The organism is Citrobacter freundii complex sp. CFNIH9, assembly GCF_002903305.1.
In the GTDB taxonomy this organism is placed as follows: domain Bacteria; phylum Pseudomonadota; class Gammaproteobacteria; order Enterobacterales; family Enterobacteriaceae; genus Citrobacter; species Citrobacter portucalensis.
The window spans coordinates 789,082-809,509 of record NZ_CP026238.1 but is presented as its reverse complement, the minus strand read 5'-3'; the positions used below and the strand labels follow the sequence as shown (position 1 = coordinate 809,509).

The following is a 20,428-nucleotide window of genomic DNA, read 5'->3' as shown; positions in this document are numbered from 1 at the left end:
AGGCAGGTCAATATGTCAGACAATACCTATCAGCCCGCGACAGTCTGGACGTGGGAAAAATCGAACGGCGGCGCATTCGCCAATATCAACCGCCCGATTTCCGGCGCCACCCACGAGAAGACGCTGCCGGTTGGCAAGCATCCGCTACAGCTCTATTCGTTGGGGACGCCAAACGGGCAGAAAGTGACGATTATGCTGGAGGAGTTACTGGCGCAGGGCGTGAAGGGCGCGGAATACGATGCCTGGATTATTCGCATTGGCGATGGCGATCAGTTTTCCAGCGGCTTTGTTGAGGTGAATCCGAACTCGAAGATCCCGGCGCTGCGCGACCACTCGCAAAACCCGCCGGTTCGCGTATTCGAATCTGGCGCAATTCTGCTCTATCTGGCGGAAAAATATGGTTATTTCCTGCCGCAGGATTTGGCAAAACGTACTGAAACACTGAACTGGTTATTCTGGTTACAGGGTGCGGCGCCGTTCCTCGGCGGTGGTTTTGGTCACTTCTATAACTATGCGCCGGTAAAAATTGAGTACGCTATTAACCGCTTCACGATGGAAGCCAAGCGCTTACTCGACGTACTGGATAAGCAGTTAGCACAGAATCAGTTTGTGGCAGGAGATGAATACACCATTGCCGATATGGCGGTTTGGCCGTGGTTTGGCAATGTGGTGCTGGGCAACGTGTACGACGCGGCAGAGTTCCTCGATGCAGGAAGTTACAAGCACGTGCAGCGCTGGGCAAAAGAGGTTGCCGCGCGTCCGGCAGTTAAGCGTGGTCGTATTGTAAACCGCACTAACGGGCCGCTGAACGAGCAGCTTCATGAACGTCATGACGCCAGCGACTTCGACACCAATACCGAAGATAAGCGCCAGGGTTAACGCAAGATGCCGGATGGCGGCATAAATGCCTTATCCGGCCTACATAGAAGGCGTAGGCCTGATAAGCGTAACGTCATCAGGCACTAACCGATTGTCACGCGCTGGTGACGTCGTACTCCATGCGGCGAAGTGCGTCTAACGTGGCTTTAGCTTCATCTTCATCAATGATGCTCATGGCGAACCCTACGTGCACCAGCACCCATTGCCCGACCAGCTCAGCGGTATCACCTTCACAAATCAGGGCAATATTGACATCACGTTTGATGCCGCACACTTCAACCTGCGCAAGCTGGTGAATATCTTCACCAACGGCCAGAACCTGACCAGGGACTCCAATACACATATCTGACTCCGCCCCATAGCAACCTATGGGTTATTCGACTTCAATACTTTTCACTTTCAGTGAATCGCCTGCATCAACCCGCAGACGATCGCCCTGACATAGTGGACACTGCGCATCATGCTGGGTGATTTCCACAACCTGACTGCAATCCCAGCACCATGCCTGGGCTGGTTTGTAATCAATATGCAACTCACACCCTTGCGCCAGCGTGCCCTGACAGACGATGTCGAAACTGAAACGGACGGCGCTCTCTTCAACGCACGAGAGCGCTCCGATTTCCAGCCAAACGCCGGTTACACATTTGACACCGTGCTGCTCTGCCTGCTGTTGAACAATCTCAACCGCGCTCTGACAAAGGGACAGCTCATGCATTTTCGCAGTTCCGACGACCCAGCAGCAGCGCGCGGCGATTTAGCTGCGGCGCATTCGGATCGCTCACCGGCAGCGATAACAGCATGCGCGCGCAATCGTCAGTCAGACGCACACCTTCTTGCGCCGACATACTGTGCGAAAGCGGCGACATCAGTGAACAGGAAAGGTATTGCGATACGCCCTCCAGTTCACCAACGGTAAAGGTCATCTCGCCATACGGCAGACGCAGCCCGATTTTTTCGCTGACTTTACGCACCGGCCAGATCTGGTCCGGTCCGGGGAAAATCAGTGCGCTGAGCATCCAGGGTGTGATAACACACCCCGTCCACTGTCCTTCAAACAGCGTAAAATCAGAGACATATACCGGCATGTTCGGATGCAAGAAAGAGAGATCGTGCATCGAACGCCGGGCAACCTCTTCAAACGCTGCCTGAATCTGCGTCTTCGGGGCCGTCTGAAAACCGACAAACTCCTCAGACATGAGCCGCCTCCCGAGGGATCGCTTCAACGCCTGATTCGCGAAGCGCGGCAAGAACCTGCTCCAGCGCAGGTTCAATCATCGCTTCAACCGTTGGCGTTAGCCCGATATGCGGTTCCAACGATTCCGGAATAACGCCGACTAAGGTCAGCTTTTTCGGAAACTCGCCGGTAAAACGCAGGGCCGACAATACGTCGGCCAGGCCAAGCTGGTGCGGTGAGATTTTGTTGGTAAACAGCGCTGGGATCTCTTCATCCCGCAGGACCATCATCGTTCCTGGCGTGTTTTTCTTCGACACAATGGCGTCAGCAATGATCAGATGATCTCTGTTCGCCATATCGCCGAGAAGCTCCATCCCAGCCGTACCACCGTCCAGAACATCAACAAAGTCTGGCAGGATGTACCGTTGCTCTAATGCCTCAACGATACGTACCCCGATGGCTTCGTCGGTCAGCAAAATATTGCCGACCCCTAAGACTAATATCCGCATTACAGAACCTTAACTGAGACCACTTCGTTCCCGTCAACGTCCACCACATGCACCGCACATGACATACAAGGGTCGAAGGAGTGAATGGTACGAACCACTTCCAGCGGTTTGTTTGGATCGGCAATCGGCGTACCTACCAGCGAGCGCTCATACGGTCCCACTTCATCATTAAAGTTACGTGGGCCAGAGTTCCAGGTTGACGGTACAACCGCCTGGTAGTTGCTGATAATGCCGTCTTTAATCACCATCCAGTGAGACAGCATACCGCGTGGCGCTTCGAGGAAACCAACACCTTTGAATTCGCCTGTTGCCGGAATATCCGGTTTCACGAAGGTGGTGTGGTCGCCTTTACCGATGTTCACAATCAGTGCATTGTACTGATCCTGCAGAACGTTCTGCAGTTCACAGCAGTGAACGGTACGGCCAATAATACGGCCCAGCGTAGAGTGCAACTGCGACACTTCGATAGTTTTACCGGTCAGCTTGGTGTAAATCGCGATGATTTCATTCAGCTTGGCATGAGTAGACTCGCGTTTGGCTGCCAGTTTACACAGCATGTTGGCCAGCGGACCCACTTCAACCGTTTTGCCGTAGAAAGTAGGCGCTTTAACCCAGGAGTATTTGCCGTCATCTGACCAACCGGTGTAATCAGGAACCGTTGTGCCTTCCCACGGAGCCTGCGGCGCTTCATCTTTGTACCACGCGTGTTTCGCACTCTCCTGAATCCCTTTGATCAGGTACTCATCGGAGTGAGAGGTGATCGGACGATAGGTCGACAGATCAGCATCGGTGATATAACCGCCCGGGAACAGGAAGCTGCCGTTTTTACCGTCTGTCGGGAATTCCGGCGCACTCAGATAGTTAACCGCACCCTGACCACGTTCCAGCCACTCAGGATAGAACGCAGCAATAACCGCAGTATCAACCTTGTACACCTGCTCAACGAAGTCGCTCAGCTTATCGATGAAGGACTTGATGTACATCAGGCGTTCAAGGTTCAGCACGCCGAGACCGTCAAGGTTAATTGGGTTAGCAACCCCACCTACCGCCAGGTTCTGGATGTGCGGCGTTTTACCGCCCAACAGTGCCACAACGCGGTTGGCATCACGCTGGCATTCCAGCGCTTGCAGGTAGTGTGCGACCGCAATCAGGTTCACTTCCGGCGGCAGCTGCATTGCCGGGTGACCCCAGCAACCGTTAGCAAAAATGCCTAACTGACCACTGGCAACAAGATCTTTGATCTTGTTCTGAACCTTGGTGAACTCTTCTGCGCTGTTCAGGTGCCAGGAGGACACGCCGTTCAGCATGGCAGACGCTTTCGCTGGGTCAGCTTTCAGTGCAGAGGTGATATCCACCCAGTCCAGCGCAGACAGCTGATAGAAGTGAACAATGTGGTCATGCGTGGTGTGCGCGGCCAGAATGATGTTACGGATATACTGTGCGTTCACCGGAACATCAATATTCAGCGCACTTTCTGCTGCACGAACGGAAGAGATAGCGTGAGTGGTCGTACAAACGCCACAGATACGCTGCACAATCATCCAGGCATCGCGCGGATCGCGGTTTTTCACGATCTCTTCCATGCCGCGCCACATGGTACCGGAAGCCCATGCTTTAGATACCACGCCATTTTCGATTTCGCAGTCGATGCGTAAATGACCCTCAATACGGGTTACCGGATCAATAGTAATTCTCTGGCTCATGCTTTGCTCGCCTCATGACGATTTTGATCGTTTTGTTTTAAAGGAGGAAGTATCGGCAGTAGACGAATGAGTACGATGTATGCACAAATCTCAATAGCCACAAAACCAATAGAAATCAACAGCTCTTCCCAGGTCGGGAAGTAGTGGTAGCCACCACCAGGATTGAACGCCACCAGCGAATAGGACAGACGCCATGTTGCACAACCCAGCAATGCGCTCAGCGCAGACAGATACAGCATGCGCGAGTCATTACGCAGCTTAGTGACGCGCAGCACCACCAGTGGGAAGACCATCAGCACGACTTCAAGCCAGAACATCAGGGAGTAAAGATCGCCTGAGAACGCATAGGACAGCTTGTCGCGATAGATCAGTTCGCCAAAGCGCAGTACCACGAAAATCGCCAGCAGCACGCTGATGGTATTCGTCAGCTTGATGAACAAACTTTTCTCGTCCGGACCGTTACCTTTCAGACCGGCTTGTACCAACGAGCCTTCAAAGATGACGATCGAAAAGCCCATAATAAAGGCGGTTAATACCGAGAAAAGCGGCAGCATTTCATAAGCTTGCCATAGCGGATGCACCTTATAACCCGCAGAAATCATCAATGAACCCATTGAAGACTGGTGCATGGTTGGCAGCAGCGCGCCGAGGGCAATAATAAAGAACATCACTTTATTCAAACGTTTGAGGGAAACTTTCCACCCCAGACGTTCAAACAGAGCCGGAGCAAATTCCAGCGCCATGATGCCGATATAGATGGTCATACAGACCGCCGTTTCGAACAGTACCGAGTTCACGTTGAAGTGGCCCGGAATGTAGAAATACGGCAGGTTCCAGTAACGACCGACGTCAATGGTGATCGACAGACCACCCAACGAGTAGCCAAACAGACTCGCCAGCAGCGCCGGACGAACCAATGGATGGTATTGTCCTCTGTTGAAAACGTACACCGCCCACGCCAGCGCCCAACCACCGCACGCGAAGCCAGTACCAATCAACAGGTCAAACGCGATCCATACACCCCATGGGAAACCGCCGTTCAGATCGGAGACTGAGCCCAGTCCGAAGACCAGACGTTTCACGATCAGGAGCATACACAGGACGATAAGCGGCCCAAAAATAATGACCGGTTTGCTGATTATTTTTCCGCCCAGCGGTTTAGGATCATGACTCATGATCGTCTCCTCCATCGTGATGGTCGTTTTTCGTATTACGACGAACCAACACGGTTAAGCCCGCCAGCGCAGCCAGGGGTAGTATCATGCCCTTGTACAGGGAATGTTGAACATGTTCGGAACGCGCACCAGTTGAAAGATCATCCAGCTTCGGCAGATCCAAATCCTCGTAAGGAACACCCGTCAGTACCATAACCTGCGTACCACCACCTTCTTTCTCACCGTACAGGTGTGGGTAGTACTTCGGTACCGTATGCAGATAGGTATCGCCTGCTTTCACCGTCTGACGCGGATAGTGGTATTCGCTACCAGGCTTCAGCGCGAGACGTTTTTTCGCCTCAGCCATCAGCTCTTCACGCGTACCAAAAATCACCGCACCGGCTGGGCACACTTCAACACAACCCGGTAAACCACCTTTGTCCAGACGCTCAACGCCTTTCTGGTTACACAGTTCACATTTGTGAAGCGCACCAAACGGGTTGTTGTAATCGTACTTAGGCACGTTGTACGGGCAGGCGACCATGCAGTAACGACAGCCCGTGCAGACATCTTTGTCATAATGGACGATGCCGGTTTTCGGATCTTTCTTCAGCGCGGAGACCGGGCAAACGGAAACGCAGTTCGGATCAACACAGTGCATGCACTGTTTCTTGATGTATGCATAGCCATTTTCTTCCTGGTCTTTGTTAACGCCTGTTCCGCTACGCCACACCTGAATGATGTTATTGGTATACGGCGACAGTTTGTCGTTGTTCGACCAGGTTTGCTCGCCTTCCGGGTTACGCGCCGGGAAGTTGATATCCTGACACTTGGTGACACAGGCCTGGCAGCCTACGCACAGCGTCGAGTCATAGAGCATCCCAAGAGAACCAGGGATCGGCGGACGGTTTTCTGCAGCCGCATGGCTGATGGACGGCGCGGCGCCCAACAGCAATGCCCCGCTGGAGGCTGCTTTAATAAAGTTACGTCTGTTCACGGTTATTCTCCCCGTGAGTCAGCGTTATCTTTCTTCTGCTGACGCCCCAGTTCACGAACCGCCATCACGCTGACGCCGGCAACCAGTCCTACTACGCCACCCAGCAGTCCAATCGCTCCGGCAGAAACATTGCCGCCTTCTTTCATGTTGACGTCAGGTTTCTCGGAACGCGGCGTTTGGTTTTCCACGTGAGCAAGCTGGTGAATACCTTTATGGAAGCCGACGCCTTCTTCGTTACAGCCGTAGCAAGGGTGACCGATAGCCACCGGCCACACGCCGCCCACATCGCAGAATTGCAGCGTTGAGCAGTTGCCGTAGGTTTCTGGTCCTTTACAGCCCAGATGGTAGAGGCACCAACCTTCACGGTGGCCTTCATCACCAAACTCTTTAGCAAAACGACCAGCATCGAAGTGCGGGCGACGTTCGCAGTGTTCGTGAATCAAACGACCATAGGCGAATGTCGGACGGTTTTTGGTATCCAGCTTCGGCGGCTTACCATAAGTGATGATATGCGCGACCGTTGCGAGGAAGTTATGCGGGTTCGGCGGACAGCCGGGGATGTTGATGATGGTTTTGCCTGGCAGAACTTCTTGCAGGCCGACGGCACCCGTTGGGTTAACGCCAGCGGCAGCAACACCACCCCACGCGGCACAAGAGCCGATGGCAATGATAGCGGCTGCGCCTTCTGCGGCCCGGCGGATGTGATCCACGATCGGCTCGCCGGCAACCATACAGTAAATACCATTATCTTTCAGTGGGATAGAACCATCTACTACCAGAACATATTGCCCTTTGTACTTCTCCAGAGCGTTATGTTTGTTCTCTTCGACCTGATGGCCGAAGGCGGCAGAGAGCACCTCATGGTATTCCAGAGAGATTGTCTCCAGAACGAGGTTTTCCACTGTAGGGTGTGTCGCGCGAAGCAGCGATTCAGTACAACCCGTACACTCCTGAGCACCAATCCAGATAACCGGTGGGCGCTGAGGACGAGAAACTGATTCGGCCATTTCTGCGGCGGCTTTGCTACTGAGCCCCATGGTAGCGGCCAGTGCTGCACAAAGCTTCATGAAATCACGGCGATTAATGCCGCTCGAATTGATGAGAGAGTTATCTCCAGTCATTTTATAGTTATTCCGTTGCGAAGACCTGGCTTTTATTTTGCACCATTCGCATGTTGCATATTGCGATCGGCGCGCCATTACCACACTTTTTATATGGTTATGTGCATTATAATACTTCGGCGGAGCAACAAAACGAAGGCGTAGGTCAATAGTGTAATTAATTAAAGCAAGATAATACCCCTTTCGGATCAAGCTTCGAGTCGATAGCCAGCCATGAAAAACCGAATTGTTGTACTGGACTGGTTCTCTTTAAAGAAATCCATCACCATCTCTTTATCCAGCCCATAACGGCGCGTCAGGATCCCCGCTTCCCACGCGCTGAGCTGTCGATCGCCCGTTTTTTCAAACATTCGATGTGAAAATCCCAGCACAAAACCACGCTTATAATCCGCACAAAAATTCGCCACTGAGCGTGCACTGTCCGCACTTGAGGCGTTTAATCCGGCCATCAGACCTTTACCAAAATGGTTGTCCATGCATAACCTCCAATCGCTATATAATAAATTATATAGCGATTTTTTAAGCAAAGACCAGAGGTATCACGAACTTTTTATAACGGCTTAAAAGGACACCCACTCATCCGTTTTAGCGGCCGCAGACGTTTTGCTGTCTGCTGAAGAGGAAGTGGTTTGGCTGGCTGCGTATTGCACATCATTAGCGGAAAGGCGGAACTGTTGCACCGAGCGTTGCAGCTCCTCTGTTTGTCGTTCCAGCGCCACTGCCGCGGCGGAAACTTGTTCTACCAATGCAGCGTTCTGTTGCGTTACGCTGTCCATCTGCGTGATCGCCACGCTCACCTGCGAGATACCCTTATTCTGTTCTTCCGAGGCAGAGGCAATTTGCTTCATGATGACAGTCACTTCGGTGGCGCCGCGCAGAATCGCCTCCATGGTTAATCCTGTTTCTTTAACCAGACGAGCGCCCTGATCAACACGACGCGATGACTCGCCAATCAGCGTCTCAATCTCTTTCGCCGCCCCAGCGCTGCGACTGGCAAGGTTGCGTACTTCACCGGCGACGACGGCAAAACCGCGCCCCTGCTCGCCTGCCCTGGCTGCTTCAACCGCCGCGTTCAGCGCCAGAATGTTGGTCTGGAAAGCAATGCTATTAATAACTGACGTGATTTCCGCGATCTGTTTAGAGCTGGCGGCAATGCCGTCCATCGTCTCAACCACTTCTGAAACCAGCGTGCTCCCTTTGCCTGCCGTTTCTGTGGCCGTATCGGCAAGCTGGCTGGCTTCACGCGCATTTTCTGCGTTCAGTTTTACCGTTGCGGTCAGTTGCTCCATGCTGGCAGCGGTCTCTTCCAGAGCCGCAGCCTGCTCTTCAGTACGTGAGGAGAGATCGTTATTCCCGGTCGAAATTTCCGTCGCCCCTCGCCAGATGTTGTCACTACCTGAACGGATGGTACTGACGGCTTCACGCAGGCTATCCTGCATCGCGCACAATAACGGCACCAGTTGACCCACACAGTTACGACCAAAATCTTCGATGGGATGGCTAAGATCGCCCTGCGCAATCTGCTGGAACTGTTGGCGAATACGTCCCAGCGGTTTCACCATCATGGAAACAAGGTAGCGGTCGGTAAAGAAAAGGAGGGCAATCCCAAGGATCACAGCGGTGATAATTAGCGTCCGGATGATAGAGGTTTTGCCATCGACCATCACGCGGGTGGTATCGAGTCGCTCGCCTGCCGTGGCGTTAAAACGCTCGGCACTGGCGCCAAATTCACGGCTCAACGCGGGTGTAATAGTGCTGGCATGCTCAGCAAAGGCCGTAAGCGTTCCCTGCTGCGCCAGCTGCATTTGCGGGATCACGCCGTTGTCCAGCAGCGCCTGCCACTTCGTCAGTACTGCGTTAGCGACGTCAGGGTCCATAGGGCCCGGAGATAATGTTTTCATCTCCTGGAGTTTTTTGCTCATATTCTCCAGGGACTGTTGCGCTGGCGCAAAATCAGGCGTTCCGCCACTCATTTTGACATCCATGGCGCGACTTAAGCGCGTTACGAAGCGAAAGTACTGATCGTTGCCCTGACTGAGAACCGTCATCTGATGGACAAGATGACGGTCAATATCATTGCCTTCAGATATTTTTGATAACGAATGAAGACTGAATAAACCCACGCCCGACCAGAGCAGGCAAAAAAGTCCCAGTATTGCCAACATGACAATACGAATAGTGAAGTTTTTCAGCAAACGCATAATAATTTCCTTGCCGTTGATGAGGAATTCGCCATCAGGCGATACTTATCCTTGTTATCGGCAGGCAGTAGAGAAGATATAATGCGTTCTTTATTTTTTTACTTTCTTAAGTACATCCACTCTCTCTCCACACTATATCAATATGAATGCTAATGAAATTAGGTAGCATTATTATTCAGGTAATTAGTTATAAGCATTAAATAATCTATTGTTTTCTATCGCAAATATTTGTTAAACCACGCAAGAGTACGTTCCCAGGCTAAATCAGCGGCAGCTTTATCATAACGGGGGGTCGAATCGTTGTGAAAGCCATGATTAACGCCGGGATAGATATAGGCTTCATAGACTTTCTTATTGGCCTTAAGCGCCGCTTCATAGGCAGGCCATCCCTCATTAATACGTGTGTCTAATTGCGCATAGTGCAGTAATAAAGGCGCGTTTATTTTGGGGACATCTGATGCAGGAACCTGCCGCCCATAAAAAGGCACCGCGCAGGCCAGTTCAGGGAAAGCTACAGCAGCGGCATTCGACACACCACCACCGTAGCAAAATCCGGTGATACCTACCTTTCCCGTCGTCCCTGAATAAGATTGCATAAATTCAATGGCGGCAAAAAAATCATTCATCAACTTTACGGGGTCAACCTGCTGCTGCAATTCCCGACCTTTATCATCATTGCCAGGATATCCCCCTACCGAACTTAATCCATCCGGCGCAAGTGCCATAAAGCCCGCCTTCGCCACCCGTCTCGCCACATCTTCAATATACGGATTCAGCCCACGATTCTCATGCACTACCACCACCGCCGGAACTTTCCCTGTCACCTTCGCAGGTTTAACTAAATACCCCCGCACATCACCATGCCCTTCAGGCGAAGGATAGGTAATATATTCCGCCAAAATATCGGGATCGGTAAATTCTACCTGCGTTGCGAGGGCATAGTTGGGTTTCAATAAATTGAATAAAGCCAACGCCGTCATGCCACCCACTGCATATTTCGCTGCCAGATTGAGAAACTCGCGTTTCGTTATTTTGCCATGCGCGTAATAGTCATAGTAGTCGAGCAGTTCTTGCGGAAAATCTTTGGCAGTCAAACGCGGCATCGTCGCACTCCTGATTGGTGTTTTTTTAAGCAAAGCACAGTGACCTGTTTTTGCCCAGTTTTTCATCTCAGTGTGACCTGGTGAACGGGATATTCACCGTGAACCCGCTAGAATAGAAACGTTGTTTCGAAATTCACCTGCACTAAGGAGATCTCATGGCCTGGTTTGCCAATCCTGAACGTTACGAGCAGATGCTCTATCGCTACTGTGGGCGCAGCGGTTTGCGTTTACCCGCGCTATCGCTGGGTTTATGGCACAGTTTTGGGCACGTTCAGGCGCTGGATTCACAGCGCGCCCTGTTGCGTAAAGCATTTGATTTAGGCATCACGCATTTTGATTTAGCCAATAACTATGGGCCGCCACCAGGCAGCGCAGAAGAGAATTTTGGCCGATTACTGCGCGAGGATTTTGCACACTATCGCGATGAACTGATTATCTCCACCAAGGCAGGCTATGACATGTGGCCTGGGCCATACGGTTCTGGCGGTTCGCGCAAATACCTGCTCGCCAGCCTCGACCAGAGTCTGAAACGCATGGGTCTCGACTATGTCGATATCTTCTACTCTCACCGCGTTGACGAAAATACGCCAATGGAAGAGACCGCCTCGGCGCTGGCCCACGCCGTGCAAAGCGGTAAAGCGCTGTATGTCGGCATTTCATCCTATTCTCCGGAACGTACGCAGAAAATGGCCGAGTTGATGCGGGAATGGAAAATTCCATTGCTGATCCATCAGCCGTCTTACAACCTGCTTAACCGCTGGGTAGACAGCAGCGGCCTGCTGGATACGCTGGAATCCAACGGCATAGGCTGCATCGCATTTACGCCGCTGGCTCAGGGACTGCTGACGGGGAAATACCTTAACGGTATTCCGGAAGGTTCACGCATGCAGCGTGAAGGGAAAAAGGTTCGTGGATTAACGGAAAACATGCTGACGGAAGAAAACCTTACCAGCCTGCGTTTGCTTAATGAGATGGCGCAACAGCGTGGACAGTCGATGGCACAAATGGCCTTAAGCTGGCTGCTAAAAGACAACAGGGTAACGTCGGTATTGATTGGCGCCAGTCGACCGGAGCAACTGGAAGAAAACGTTCAGGCGCTGGCGAATCTGACGTTCAGCGCCGAAGAACTGGCGCAGATCGATAAGCACGTCGCGGACGGTAAGCTGAACCTGTGGCAGGCCTCATCTGACAAATAACCGTAGGTAACACCGTGCCGGGTGGCGGCGTTAGCCTCCCCGGTACGTAATACGGGTCAGCCAGTCCCTCACACCTCTTCTGCTTTGATTTCTGGGCGCTGATATTCCGGCCACACCAGCGCGACAAGTGCAGGATATGCTTCCAGGCTGAACTCCCTGAAGCACTGACGTAAGTTAAGCACGTCCAGATCGGCATGCGGGACTTTCTCGCCACTCAGACAGCGTTTTTTAATATTGTCGTAATATTTATACACCGCAGAGTTGAGATCGCTGCAACGCCGCTGTGCATCAAATAGCCCTGGCGTCTCATTCAGCTCCACCATTGTCATCCGTTTGATCGTCGAGTGGATAAAATCGATATATTCGTGATTGACACGCCAATACCAAACCGGAGTAATCGAATTCATCAGTACCGAGAAATGATCTTCACCCTCTTCTTTACTCAGTATTTCCGGCTGGTTTTCAGCGTATCCATTTTCTGCATTACGGTTTTTATTTGCACTGCGCATCAACAAAAGTACCACACAGGTCAGCAATAGCAGGGTAATAACAGAATAAAATATACTGTTCATATACTGGCTCCATTTTTTTTGATTTTAAAATTACGCCATGCTATTGTCAACGCGGCATGGTTTATTTAAAACAACATATCATTGGCATCAAAGGATATTTCAACATGCTTCCCGAGCATCTTGTTCCCTCGCGTTTTCACTTATCCAGCTCACCTGACAATACCACCTCCACAGATAATAGTGAAAATTTGACTCAGGGGAAGATAACATTAAGCGATTACGAATCCGATATTTTGATTAGCTCTGCTGCTACCGGCCAGTCACGAAATATGCTATTTGAAGAGTGCGACCGTCATTTAAAAGAGCGTCTATTTCGTGCAGCAAAAATTGAGTCATTCTCTCGCCTGCTCAATTCACTACAGGCAGAAGGCGACATTAATGCACAAGAATTAAGTAAAATTTTGACTCAAAAAACAGCCATCATAAATGAACAGGGCAACAAAATTTGGCTTAATTTAATTACCCGTGAAACCAGCGACCCTATTTTTTATTCTCTGGAAGAGAAATAAAATGAAAGATGTTGAGGATAATAATGTTTATTTGGCTTTAGATAACCATAAAAGCGATGAGTTTGTCTTAAAGCAAAATTTAGCCGTGTTGATTGCCAATAAAACCGCGACACTGGAAAGCGTTGCTCAGGAGATAGTCTCTATTCCCGCTGCACTGGTGCGGATGAAATGGCAAAATCGCCGTGAAATTTACTCGCTACAGGCTAAAGAAGAGATCTACGGTGCCGCGATCGAAGCCATTATGGAGCAGCAACCAGAACTGCGGGACAAAATCATGGCCCGACTGGAAAGCACCTACCAGCATATACTCGCGCGGGAAACGGCTACCTTACGCCTGACGCGAAAGCTGTCTGAAGGGAACTACGAACCCACCAGGATAACCACGGTCGCGTTAGATGAGAACAGATAAGAACAAGTGTGCGAGGGAGTTGAATCAGGAGAGACACGCCGGGTAAGGCGGCAACCATTACCCGGCAATGAGGAAGATTACTTCGCTTTCACTGTCTCTTCGCCAACCAGACCAATCTTCAGGAAGCCCGCCTGATGCAGCGTATCCATCACCTTCATCATGGTCTCATAATCAACGGTTTTATCTGCCCGGAAGAAAATCGTGGTGTCTTTCTTCCCTTCAGTTAGCGCATTTAGCTCGTTAATCATGGTTTCATCCGTCACCTGATTGTTGCCAATGAACATACTCTTATCGGCTTTAACTGACAGGTAAACCGGTTTTTCCGGACGCGGCTGCGGCGTGCTGGTGGAGGCAGGGAGATTCACCTTCACATCTACGGTTGCCAACGGCGCGGCAACCATAAAGATGATCAATAAAACCAACATAACGTCGATAAACGGCGTCACGTTGATTTCATGCATTTCACCGTTATCGTCCAGGTTTTCATTAAAGCTCATTGCCATGGAACATTATCCTACACGTAATTTCTGCGCTGCACGTACCGGATGCGCGGATGCGCTTGCATTCAGGTCCAGATCGCGACTTTGCAACAACAGCACCTGTGCCGCGACATCGCCCAGCATCGCTTTATAGCTGCCAATCTGACGTGCGAAAATGTTGTAGATAACAACCGCTGGAATTGCTGCAACCAGACCAATTGCGGTCGCTAACAGCGCTTCTGCGATACCCGGCGCAACAACGGCGAGGTTGGTCGTTTGAGTTTGTGCAATCCCGATGAAGCTATTCATGATGCCCCATACGGTACCGAACAGACCGACGAATGGAGAGATAGCCCCGATGGTGGCCAGGTATCCGTTACCGCGGCCCATATGACGACCTACCGCCGCCACACGACGCTCCAGACGGAAGCCGGTACGCTCTTTAATGCCTTCGTTATCGTCGCTGCCTTCTGACAGTTCCAGCTCGTTCTGCGCTTCGTTAATCAACTGTGCGCCCAGGCTTTTGCCATCGAATCCTGCGGCAATTTCACTTGCCTGATCTAAAGAGCGGGCTTCCGCCAGCAGTTGCTGTTCACGCTTAAGGCGGCGTTTCTGAGTAAAGAACTCAAGGCTCTTACTAAAGAAGATAGCCCAGGTGACCACTGACGCCAAAATCAGCCCAATCATCACGCACTTAACCACGATATCGGCGTGCTGATACATACCCCAGACGGAAAGATCCGTCTGCATCAAATTATTACCCACTCTGTATCTCCAGGACGCAAATCACAAAATCTGAGCGTAATCATATCAAAACGACGTCGAATTGATAGTCGTTCTCATTACTATTTACATATTGCCGCACCTTTGGTTTCTTTTCCTTGCGCTTACGCAGTAAAAAAGTCACCAGAAGCATTTTGAGATTATTTTCTACTGTATGACCGTTCTGCAGGATGCGTCATCTTTGATTTATGGTAGTTTAGACATCCAGACGTATAAAAACAGGTAAGACAACATGGCAGATAAACAACTTGAAACCAAACTCGTTCACGCAGGACGCAGTAAAAAGTACACGCTGGGCTCGGTAAATAGCGTGATCCAGCGCGCTTCTTCGCTGGTTTTTGACACCGTAGAGGCTAAAAAACAGGCCACGCACAACCGGGCGAACGGTGCGCTTTTCTATGGGCGTCGCGGAACCCTGACGCATTTCTCTCTTCAGGAAGCGATGTGCGAACTGGAAGGTGGTGCGGGTTGCGCGCTGTTTCCCTGCGGTGCGGCGGCCGTGGCCAACACCATCCTTGCCTTTGTAGAGCAAGGGGATCATGTGCTGATGACCAACACAGCCTATGAACCCAGTCAGGATTTCTGCACCAAAATTCTCGGCAAGCTCGGCGTGTCCACCGGCTGGTTCGATCCGCTGGTTGGCGCCGATATCGTTAAGCACATACAGCCGAACACGAAAGTCGTATTTCTGGAATCTCCCGGCTCTGTCACTATGGAAGTGCATGATGTTCCAGCTATTGTTGCCGCCGTCAGAAGCGTCGCGCCGGATGCAATCATCATGATTGATAACACCTGGGCTGCCGGGGTGCTGTTCAAAGCGTTGGATTTTGGCATTGATATCTCTATTCAGGCAGGCACCAAATATCTGATTGGTCATTCTGACGGCATGGTCGGCACGGCGGTATCTAATGCCCGCTGCTGGGATCAACTGCGCGAAAATGCCTATCTGATGGGGCAAATGCTGGACGCCGATACCGCCTATATGACCAGCCGTGGACTGCGTACGCTGAGCGTTCGCCTGCGTCAGCACCATGAAAGCAGCTTAAAGGTCGCCGAGTGGCTGGCCAGCCATCCGCAGGTCGCCCGCGTGAACCACCCGGCACTGCCCGGCAGTAAAGGCCATGAATTCTGGAAGCGTGATTTCGCCGGCAGCAGCGGCCTGTTCTCCTTTGTATTGAATAAGAAGCTCAATAATGAGGAGCTTGCTGCGTATCTGGATCACTTCAGCCTGTTCAGTATGGCCTACTCCTGGGGCGGTTTTGAGTCACTGATTCTCGCCAACCAGCCGGAACACATTGCGGCAATCCGTCCGCAAGGCGAGGTGGATTTCAGCGGAACGCTCATCCGTTTACATATCGGTTTAGAGAATGTTGACGATCTGATTGCCGATTTGGCCGCAGGATTTGCCCGAATCGAGTAAAATTGCCACAGATGGACATATATGCAGACACTTCTGGTGGAAAAGTCTGCAATTGTTGCGTCCGGGATCAAGGCATCCCGGGCAATTCAGGAGTACAATCCACACATAAACGCTGTTCCACAGGAAAGTCCATGGTAGTCATTCAAGATATTGTCTCCGCGCTCTGGCAACACGATTTTGCCGCACTGGCGGATCCGCACGTTGTGAGCGTGGTGTACTTCGTCATGTTCGCCACGCTGTTTTTAGAAAATGGCCTGCTGCCCGCCTCCTTTTTACCCGGAGACAGCCTGTTATTACTGGCAGGAGCGCTGATCGCTCAGGACGTGATGAGTTTTTTACCTACCATAGCTATTCTGACGGCCGCAGCCAGTCTGGGCTGCTGGCTGAGTTATATTCAGGGACGCTGGCTAGGCAACACGCGCACGGTGAAAGGCTGGCTGGCGCAATTACCGGAAAAATACCATCAGCGCGCCACCTGCATGTTTGATCAACACGGCCTGATGGCGCTGCTGGCAGGGCGTTTCCTGGCGTTCGTTCGCACCTTGCTGCCAACGATGGCTGGCATTTCAGGGCTTCCTAACCGTCGGTTCCAGTTTTTTAACTGGCTGAGTGGCCTGCTGTGGGTCACCGTCGTCACCAGTTTCGGCTATGCGCTGAGCATGATCCCGTTCGTTAAACGCCATGAAGATCAGGTGATGACCTTTCTAATGATCCTGCCGATTGCCCTGTTAACCGCAGGATTGTTGGGAACATTGTTCGTGGTGATTAAAAAAAAATACTGTAGCGCCTGAGTATTATCCGTAGCCGGGGTAATTCCCGGCATTATGCCTGATGGCGCGCGGTTTTAAGGCCTACAAGAAATCAACTCCCCTGCATCATACGAATTCTTGCCGCATCTTCCCCCGGCGTTACGCCAAAGAAACGTTTGAACTCCCGACTGAATTGCGATGCGCTCTCATAGCCGACGCGCATGGCAGCCGCACTGGCCTTCATCCCATCGTGAACCATCATCATCCGTGCTTTATGCAGGCGATAGCTCTTAAGATATTGCAGCGGCGACGTGCTGGTCACCGCTTTAAAATTATGATGAAACGCCGACACGCTCATGTTCGCCTCTGCCGCCAGCTGTTCTACATTGAGGTTTTCGGTGTATTTGGTTTCAATCCGCTTCAGTACCCGGCTTATCAAACTGAAATGCGTCTGGCGACTGACCAGCGCAAGTAACGCGCCGCCGCGCGGTCCGGTCAGCACATGGTAGAGGATCTCGCGAATAATCTGTTTCCCCAGAATACGCGCATCCAGCGGTCGCTCCATCACATCCAGCAGGCGCTCAGCAGCGCAGAGAATTTCGTCAGAGAGCGTTGCAGAGTTAATCCCGCTGGCCGCCATGGCGGGCTGGAACAGCTCGTCTTCCCCAATGTCCATCAGCAGCTCCTGCAATTGCAGGATATCGACATTCAGATAAATACCGGCCAGAGGAACCTCCGGCGTCGCATAGGTTTCACATTCAAAGGGTAAAGGTACGGTTAGCAGCAGGTATTCGTTGGCGTCATAGCGAAATATGCGCTCATTGATGTAACCAATTTTATGTCCCGAAAAGAGAAATATGATGCCTGGCTGATACATGACCGGTGTACGCGCCGCCGGCTCCGTACCGTGTAGCAGGCGGACATCTGGCAGCAGTTCGTTAAGTCTATTTTCATTGCTTTTCAGCTGCTTAATTTTATCTGTCAGCAGAAGACAGATCTCATCACGGTTCATGGGGCACCATTTCATCATCGGTTTTCGACCCTGACATAATGCGCAGATTTATCCGTTTTCTCCAGCAGTCTGTAGAAATGGGCAAGACATCGGCAGAAATGAGCATTGAGAGCAACGCGGCGGGCGACCACAATGTTCATCATCCGGCAGACACTCACCTGCCCTCTTTTATTACCCACCAAAGGGAACGAGCAATGAACAACTTTAATCTCCATACCCCAACACGTATTTTGTTTGGTAAAGGCGCGATTGCTGAGCTGCGCGATCAAATTCCTCAGGACGCTCGCGTACTGGTTACCTATGGCGGCGGCAGCGTGAAAAAAACTGGCGTCCTGGCACAGGTTCAGGACGCGCTGAAAGGCCTGGATGTGCTGGAGTTTGGCGGTATCGAGCCAAACCCGTCTTACGAAACGCTGATGAACGCAGTAAAAATCGTGCGTGATGAGAAAGTGACGTTTCTGCTGGCGGTAGGTGGCGGTTCAGTGCTGGACGGCACCAAATTCATCGCGGCAGCGGCACAGTACGCTGATGGCATTGATCCATGGCGCATTCTGGAAACCCACGGCAACGACGTAACAAGCGCCATCCCGATGGGCTCCGTATTAACCCTGCCTGCAACCGGCTCTGAATCTAACTCCGGCGCGGTAATTTCGCGTAAAACCACCGGCGATAAACTGGCCTTTATGACCCCGTTCGTGCAGCCAGTGTTTGCCGTACTGGATCCGGTTTACACCTACACCCTGCCGCCGCGTCAGGTTGCAAACGGCGTTGTGGATGCTTTTGTTCATACCGTAGAACAGTATGTGACTTATCCGGTAGACGGGAAAATTCAGGATCGCTTTGCCGAAGGCATTCTGCTCACGCTGGTAGAAGAAGGTCCGAAAGCCTTGCAGGAGCCGGAAAACTACAACGTGCGTGCGAACGTTATGTGGGCGGCAACCCAGGCGCTGAACGGCCTGATTGGCGCAGGCGTACCGCAGGACTGGGCAACGCATATGCTGGGCCATGAACTGACCGCAATGCACGGTCTGGATCATGCTCAAACGCTGGCCATCGTTCTGCCAGCGCTGTGGAATGAAAAACGTGATACCAAGCGTGCCAAACTGCTGCAATACGCAGAGCGTATCTGGAATATCACCGAAGGTTCCGACGACCAGCGCATCGACGCCGCCATTGCCGCTACCCGTGCTTTCTTCGAACAAATGGGCGTACCCACTCGCCTGTCTGACTATGGCCTGGACGGTAGCTCCATCCCGGCATTGCTGGAAAAACTGGAAGCACACGGTGGTACGCAACTGGGCGAACATCAGGACATTACGCTTGAAGTCAGCCGTCGGATTTACGAAGCTGCCCGCTAAGGTTTTTTAACCTCCGCCTTTCGTTTTTGGGTATTTATACCAGGCTTAAGTCACACCTAACTCACCGGGGGCTGCCCCGGTGAACTCAATTTACACCCAATCATTCATGAGGCATCGAGGCGGCAATTAAGTGAATCCCCGGGAGCGTACATAAGTACGTGACCGGGGTAAACGCAAGCAGCCAACAAAGAGGCAGCCTGAAGGATTAAGTGTGGGGGGGAATTATGACCGGTCCAACCATTATCAAGCTACAGGATGGTAACGTCATGCCACAACTGGGCCTGGGGGTCTGGAAGGCAAGCAACGAAGAAGTCATCACCGCCATTCATAAAGCGCTGGAAGTGGGGTATCGCTCAATTGATACCGCTGCGGCGTACAAAAACGAAGAAGGTGTCGGCAAAGCAATACGCGATGCTGGCGTACCACGGGACGAGTTATTCATCACCACCAAGCTGTGGAATGATGACCAAAAACGCCCCCGGGAAGCCTTGCTCGAAAGCATGGAAAAACTCCAGCTTGATTACCTCGATCTATACCTGATGCACTGGCCGGTTCCGGCGATCGACCACTACGTTGAAGCGTGGGAAAACATGATCGACCTGCAAAAAGAAGGGCTGATTAAGAGCATCGGCGTGTGCAACTTTCAGATCAATCATCTCCAGCGGTTGATGGATGAAACCGGCGTACCTCCGGTGATTAACCAGATCGAACTTCATCCGCTTATGCAACAGCGCCAACTGCACGCCTGGAACGCAACGCATAAAATTCAGACCGAATCCTGGAGCCCTCTGGCGCAGGGCGGCAAAGACGTCTTTGATCAAAAGATCATCCGTGACCTCGCTGAGAAATATGGCAAATCACCGGCGCAGATTGTCATCCGCTGGCATCTGGATAGCGGGCTGGTGGTGATTCCAAAATCTGTCACCCCTGCGCGTATCGCAGAAAACTTTAACGTCTGGGACTTCCGCCTGGATAAAGACGAATTAGGCGAAATCGCGAAACTCGATCAGGGCAAACGTCTGGGGCCAGACCCGGATCAGTTCGGCGGTTAACTCCTTCCTCCAGCCCGACACTCTCGTCGGGCCTTTACTGATTTGAAA

The 20,428-nt window shown here is 51.8% G+C and carries 23 protein-coding genes; 8 read left to right on the top strand and 15 right to left on the bottom strand.

All coding sequences use genetic code 11. From position 1 onward, the window contains the following. Nucleotides 1–12 precede the first annotated feature (12 nt). Nucleotides 13–879 carry a glutathione-dependent disulfide-bond oxidoreductase gene (yghU, locus tag C2U43_RS04130; protein WP_103284713.1) on the top strand — a complete coding sequence of 289 codons (867 nt, stop codon included), beginning with the start codon at nt 13–15 and terminating at the stop codon, nt 877–879. Between the two features lie 94 nt (nt 880–973). Here the strand turns inward: yghU and hybG are convergent, their stop codons facing one another. The 11 genes from hybG to yghX form a co-directional block, all read right to left on the bottom strand. Beyond that, nucleotides 974–1,222 carry a hydrogenase maturation factor HybG gene (hybG, locus tag C2U43_RS04125; protein WP_003024459.1) on the bottom strand — a complete coding sequence of 83 codons (249 nt, stop codon included), beginning with the start codon at nt 1,220–1,222 and terminating at the stop codon, nt 974–976. Between the two features lie 30 nt (nt 1,223–1,252). Next, nucleotides 1,253–1,594, bottom strand: coding sequence for a hydrogenase maturation nickel metallochaperone HypA (hypA, locus tag C2U43_RS04120; RefSeq protein ID WP_103284712.1), 342 nt, complete (start codon nt 1,592–1,594; stop codon nt 1,253–1,255). After that, nucleotides 1,587–2,075 carry a hydrogenase-2 assembly chaperone gene (gene hybE / locus C2U43_RS04115; RefSeq protein WP_008785804.1) on the bottom strand — a complete coding sequence of 163 codons (489 nt, stop codon included), beginning with the start codon at nt 2,073–2,075 and terminating at the stop codon, nt 1,587–1,589. Before hybE ends, hypA begins: the two co-directional genes overlap by 8 nt. Beyond that, nucleotides 2,068–2,562 (bottom strand): HyaD/HybD family hydrogenase maturation endopeptidase, encoded by a 495-nt coding sequence (locus tag C2U43_RS04110; RefSeq protein WP_032944999.1) that lies wholly within the window; start codon nt 2,560–2,562, stop codon nt 2,068–2,070. The genes hybE and C2U43_RS04110 overlap by 8 nt, the downstream gene beginning before the upstream one ends. Beyond that, nucleotides 2,562–4,265: a hydrogenase 2 large subunit gene (gene hybC / locus C2U43_RS04105; RefSeq protein ID WP_003828353.1), complete on the bottom strand. Its 1,704-nt coding sequence runs from the start codon at nt 4,263–4,265 to the stop codon at nt 2,562–2,564. Before hybC ends, C2U43_RS04110 begins: the two co-directional genes overlap by 1 nt. Further along, complete coding sequence (gene hybB / locus C2U43_RS04100) at nt 4,262–5,440, bottom strand: Ni/Fe-hydrogenase cytochrome b subunit (RefSeq protein ID WP_003828354.1); 1,179 nt, start codon at nt 5,438–5,440, stop codon at nt 4,262–4,264. Before hybB ends, hybC begins: the two co-directional genes overlap by 4 nt. After that, nucleotides 5,430–6,416 (bottom strand): hydrogenase 2 operon protein HybA, encoded by a 987-nt coding sequence (hybA, locus tag C2U43_RS04095; RefSeq protein WP_003828357.1) that lies wholly within the window; start codon nt 6,414–6,416, stop codon nt 5,430–5,432. Before hybA ends, hybB begins: the two co-directional genes overlap by 11 nt. 2 nt (nt 6,417–6,418) lie before the next feature. Next, complete coding sequence (gene hybO, locus C2U43_RS04090; RefSeq protein ID WP_003024486.1) at nt 6,419–7,537, bottom strand: hydrogenase 2 small subunit; 1,119 nt, start codon at nt 7,535–7,537, stop codon at nt 6,419–6,421. A gap of 188 nt (nt 7,538–7,725) precedes the next feature. After that, entirely contained in the window at nt 7,726–8,013 is a 288-nt protein-coding gene (locus C2U43_RS04085) for a DUF2623 family protein (RefSeq protein WP_003024490.1), read from the bottom strand. 84 nt (nt 8,014–8,097) lie between these two features. Continuing rightward, entirely contained in the window at nt 8,098–9,738 is a 1,641-nt protein-coding gene (locus C2U43_RS04080) for a methyl-accepting chemotaxis protein (protein WP_008785806.1), read from the bottom strand. Between the two features lie 215 nt (nt 9,739–9,953). Next, entirely contained in the window at nt 9,954–10,841 is an 888-nt protein-coding gene (gene yghX, locus C2U43_RS04075; RefSeq protein ID WP_079934127.1) for a YghX family hydrolase, read from the bottom strand. A 155-nt stretch (nt 10,842–10,996) separates the two neighbouring features. On the opposite strand from yghX, the gene C2U43_RS04070 reads away from it, so the two are divergent. Then, entirely contained in the window at nt 10,997–12,037 is a 1,041-nt protein-coding gene (locus tag C2U43_RS04070; RefSeq protein WP_008785808.1) for an aldo/keto reductase, read from the top strand. Between the two features lie 68 nt (nt 12,038–12,105). On the opposite strand, the gene C2U43_RS04065 is transcribed toward C2U43_RS04070, so the two are convergent. Then, complete coding sequence (locus C2U43_RS04065) at nt 12,106–12,609, bottom strand: ESA_00282 family adhesion-associated protein (RefSeq protein WP_103284711.1); 504 nt, start codon at nt 12,607–12,609, stop codon at nt 12,106–12,108. A 104-nt stretch (nt 12,610–12,713) separates the two neighbouring features. Here C2U43_RS04065 and C2U43_RS04060 point away from each other — a divergent pair, with 104 nt between their 5' ends. Both C2U43_RS04060 and C2U43_RS04055 read left to right on the top strand, forming a co-directional pair. Further along, nucleotides 12,714–13,118 carry a hypothetical protein gene (locus C2U43_RS04060; RefSeq protein WP_008785810.1) on the top strand — a complete coding sequence of 135 codons (405 nt, stop codon included), beginning with the start codon at nt 12,714–12,716 and terminating at the stop codon, nt 13,116–13,118. A 1-nt stretch (nt 13,119) separates the two neighbouring features. Beyond that, nucleotides 13,120–13,527, top strand: coding sequence for a hypothetical protein (locus C2U43_RS04055; protein ID WP_057068268.1), 408 nt, complete (start codon nt 13,120–13,122; stop codon nt 13,525–13,527). 77 nt (nt 13,528–13,604) lie between these two features. Here the strand turns inward: C2U43_RS04055 and exbD are convergent, their stop codons facing one another. Beyond that, a complete protein-coding gene (exbD, locus tag C2U43_RS04050) occupies nt 13,605–14,030 on the bottom strand; it encodes a TonB system transport protein ExbD (protein WP_003828370.1) in 426 nt (141 codons plus the stop codon). Nucleotides 14,031–14,036: 6 nt separating this feature from the next. Continuing rightward, entirely contained in the window at nt 14,037–14,771 is a 735-nt protein-coding gene (gene exbB / locus C2U43_RS04045; protein WP_003024507.1) for a tol-pal system-associated acyl-CoA thioesterase, read from the bottom strand. 250 nt (nt 14,772–15,021) lie between these two features. On the opposite strand from exbB, the gene metC reads away from it, so the two are divergent. Further along, nucleotides 15,022–16,209: a cystathionine beta-lyase gene (metC, locus tag C2U43_RS04035; protein ID WP_060683231.1), complete on the top strand. Its 1,188-nt coding sequence runs from the start codon at nt 15,022–15,024 to the stop codon at nt 16,207–16,209. A 131-nt stretch (nt 16,210–16,340) separates the two neighbouring features. Beyond that, nucleotides 16,341–17,000 (top strand): DedA family general envelope maintenance protein YghB, encoded by a 660-nt coding sequence (gene yghB / locus C2U43_RS04030; RefSeq protein ID WP_003024510.1) that lies wholly within the window; start codon nt 16,341–16,343, stop codon nt 16,998–17,000. Nucleotides 17,001–17,070: 70 nt separating this feature from the next. Here yghB and C2U43_RS04025 read toward each other — a convergent pair whose 3' ends face one another. Continuing rightward, the gene (locus C2U43_RS04025; RefSeq protein WP_032941737.1) at nt 17,071–17,970 is read right to left on the bottom strand and encodes an AraC family transcriptional regulator; all 900 of its coding nucleotides are present in this window, start codon (nt 17,968–17,970) and stop codon (nt 17,071–17,073) included. A gap of 194 nt (nt 17,971–18,164) precedes the next feature. On the opposite strand from C2U43_RS04025, the gene yqhD reads away from it, so the two are divergent. Both yqhD and dkgA read left to right on the top strand, forming a co-directional pair. Then, a complete protein-coding gene (gene yqhD / locus C2U43_RS04020) occupies nt 18,165–19,328 on the top strand; it encodes an alcohol dehydrogenase (RefSeq protein ID WP_048215537.1) in 1,164 nt (387 codons plus the stop codon). A gap of 224 nt (nt 19,329–19,552) precedes the next feature. Further along, nucleotides 19,553–20,380 carry a 2,5-didehydrogluconate reductase DkgA gene (gene dkgA, locus C2U43_RS04015; protein WP_008785816.1) on the top strand — a complete coding sequence of 276 codons (828 nt, stop codon included), beginning with the start codon at nt 19,553–19,555 and terminating at the stop codon, nt 20,378–20,380. Nucleotides 20,381–20,428 lie beyond the last annotated feature (48 nt).

What these genes read in the sequence shown, in the direction of transcription:
- yghU (WP_103284713.1), top strand. Translation starts at nt 13, where the DNA reads ATGTCAGACAATACCTATCAGCCCGCGACAGTCTGGACGTGGGAAAAA.
- hybG (WP_003024459.1), bottom strand. Translation starts at nt 1,222, where the DNA reads ATGTGTATTGGAGTCCCTGGTCAGGTTCTGGCCGTTGGTGAAGATATT.
- hypA (WP_103284712.1), bottom strand. Translation starts at nt 1,594, where the DNA reads ATGCATGAGCTGTCCCTTTGTCAGAGCGCGGTTGAGATTGTTCAACAG.
- hybE (WP_008785804.1), bottom strand. Translation starts at nt 2,075, where the DNA reads ATGTCTGAGGAGTTTGTCGGTTTTCAGACGGCCCCGAAGACGCAGATT.
- C2U43_RS04110 (WP_032944999.1), bottom strand. Translation starts at nt 2,562, where the DNA reads ATGCGGATATTAGTCTTAGGGGTCGGCAATATTTTGCTGACCGACGAA.
- hybC (WP_003828353.1), bottom strand. Translation starts at nt 4,265, where the DNA reads ATGAGCCAGAGAATTACTATTGATCCGGTAACCCGTATTGAGGGTCAT.
- hybB (WP_003828354.1), bottom strand. Translation starts at nt 5,440, where the DNA reads ATGAGTCATGATCCTAAACCGCTGGGCGGAAAAATAATCAGCAAACCG.
- hybO (WP_003024486.1), bottom strand. Translation starts at nt 7,537, where the DNA reads ATGACTGGAGATAACTCTCTCATCAATTCGAGCGGCATTAATCGCCGT.
- C2U43_RS04085 (WP_003024490.1), bottom strand. Translation starts at nt 8,013, where the DNA reads ATGGACAACCATTTTGGTAAAGGTCTGATGGCCGGATTAAACGCCTCA.
- C2U43_RS04080 (WP_008785806.1), bottom strand. Translation starts at nt 9,738, where the DNA reads ATGCGTTTGCTGAAAAACTTCACTATTCGTATTGTCATGTTGGCAATA.
- yghX (WP_079934127.1), bottom strand. Translation starts at nt 10,841, where the DNA reads ATGCCGCGTTTGACTGCCAAAGATTTTCCGCAAGAACTGCTCGACTAC.
- C2U43_RS04070 (WP_008785808.1), top strand. Translation starts at nt 10,997, where the DNA reads ATGGCCTGGTTTGCCAATCCTGAACGTTACGAGCAGATGCTCTATCGC.
- C2U43_RS04065 (WP_103284711.1), bottom strand. Translation starts at nt 12,609, where the DNA reads ATGAACAGTATATTTTATTCTGTTATTACCCTGCTATTGCTGACCTGT.
- C2U43_RS04060 (WP_008785810.1), top strand. Translation starts at nt 12,714, where the DNA reads ATGCTTCCCGAGCATCTTGTTCCCTCGCGTTTTCACTTATCCAGCTCA.
- C2U43_RS04055 (WP_057068268.1), top strand. Translation starts at nt 13,120, where the DNA reads ATGAAAGATGTTGAGGATAATAATGTTTATTTGGCTTTAGATAACCAT.
- exbD (WP_003828370.1), bottom strand. Translation starts at nt 14,030, where the DNA reads ATGGCAATGAGCTTTAATGAAAACCTGGACGATAACGGTGAAATGCAT.
- metC (WP_060683231.1), top strand. Translation starts at nt 15,022, where the DNA reads ATGGCAGATAAACAACTTGAAACCAAACTCGTTCACGCAGGACGCAGT.
- yghB (WP_003024510.1), top strand. Translation starts at nt 16,341, where the DNA reads ATGGTAGTCATTCAAGATATTGTCTCCGCGCTCTGGCAACACGATTTT.
- C2U43_RS04025 (WP_032941737.1), bottom strand. Translation starts at nt 17,970, where the DNA reads ATGAACCGTGATGAGATCTGTCTTCTGCTGACAGATAAAATTAAGCAG.
- yqhD (WP_048215537.1), top strand. Translation starts at nt 18,165, where the DNA reads ATGAACAACTTTAATCTCCATACCCCAACACGTATTTTGTTTGGTAAA.
- dkgA (WP_008785816.1), top strand. Translation starts at nt 19,553, where the DNA reads ATGACCGGTCCAACCATTATCAAGCTACAGGATGGTAACGTCATGCCA.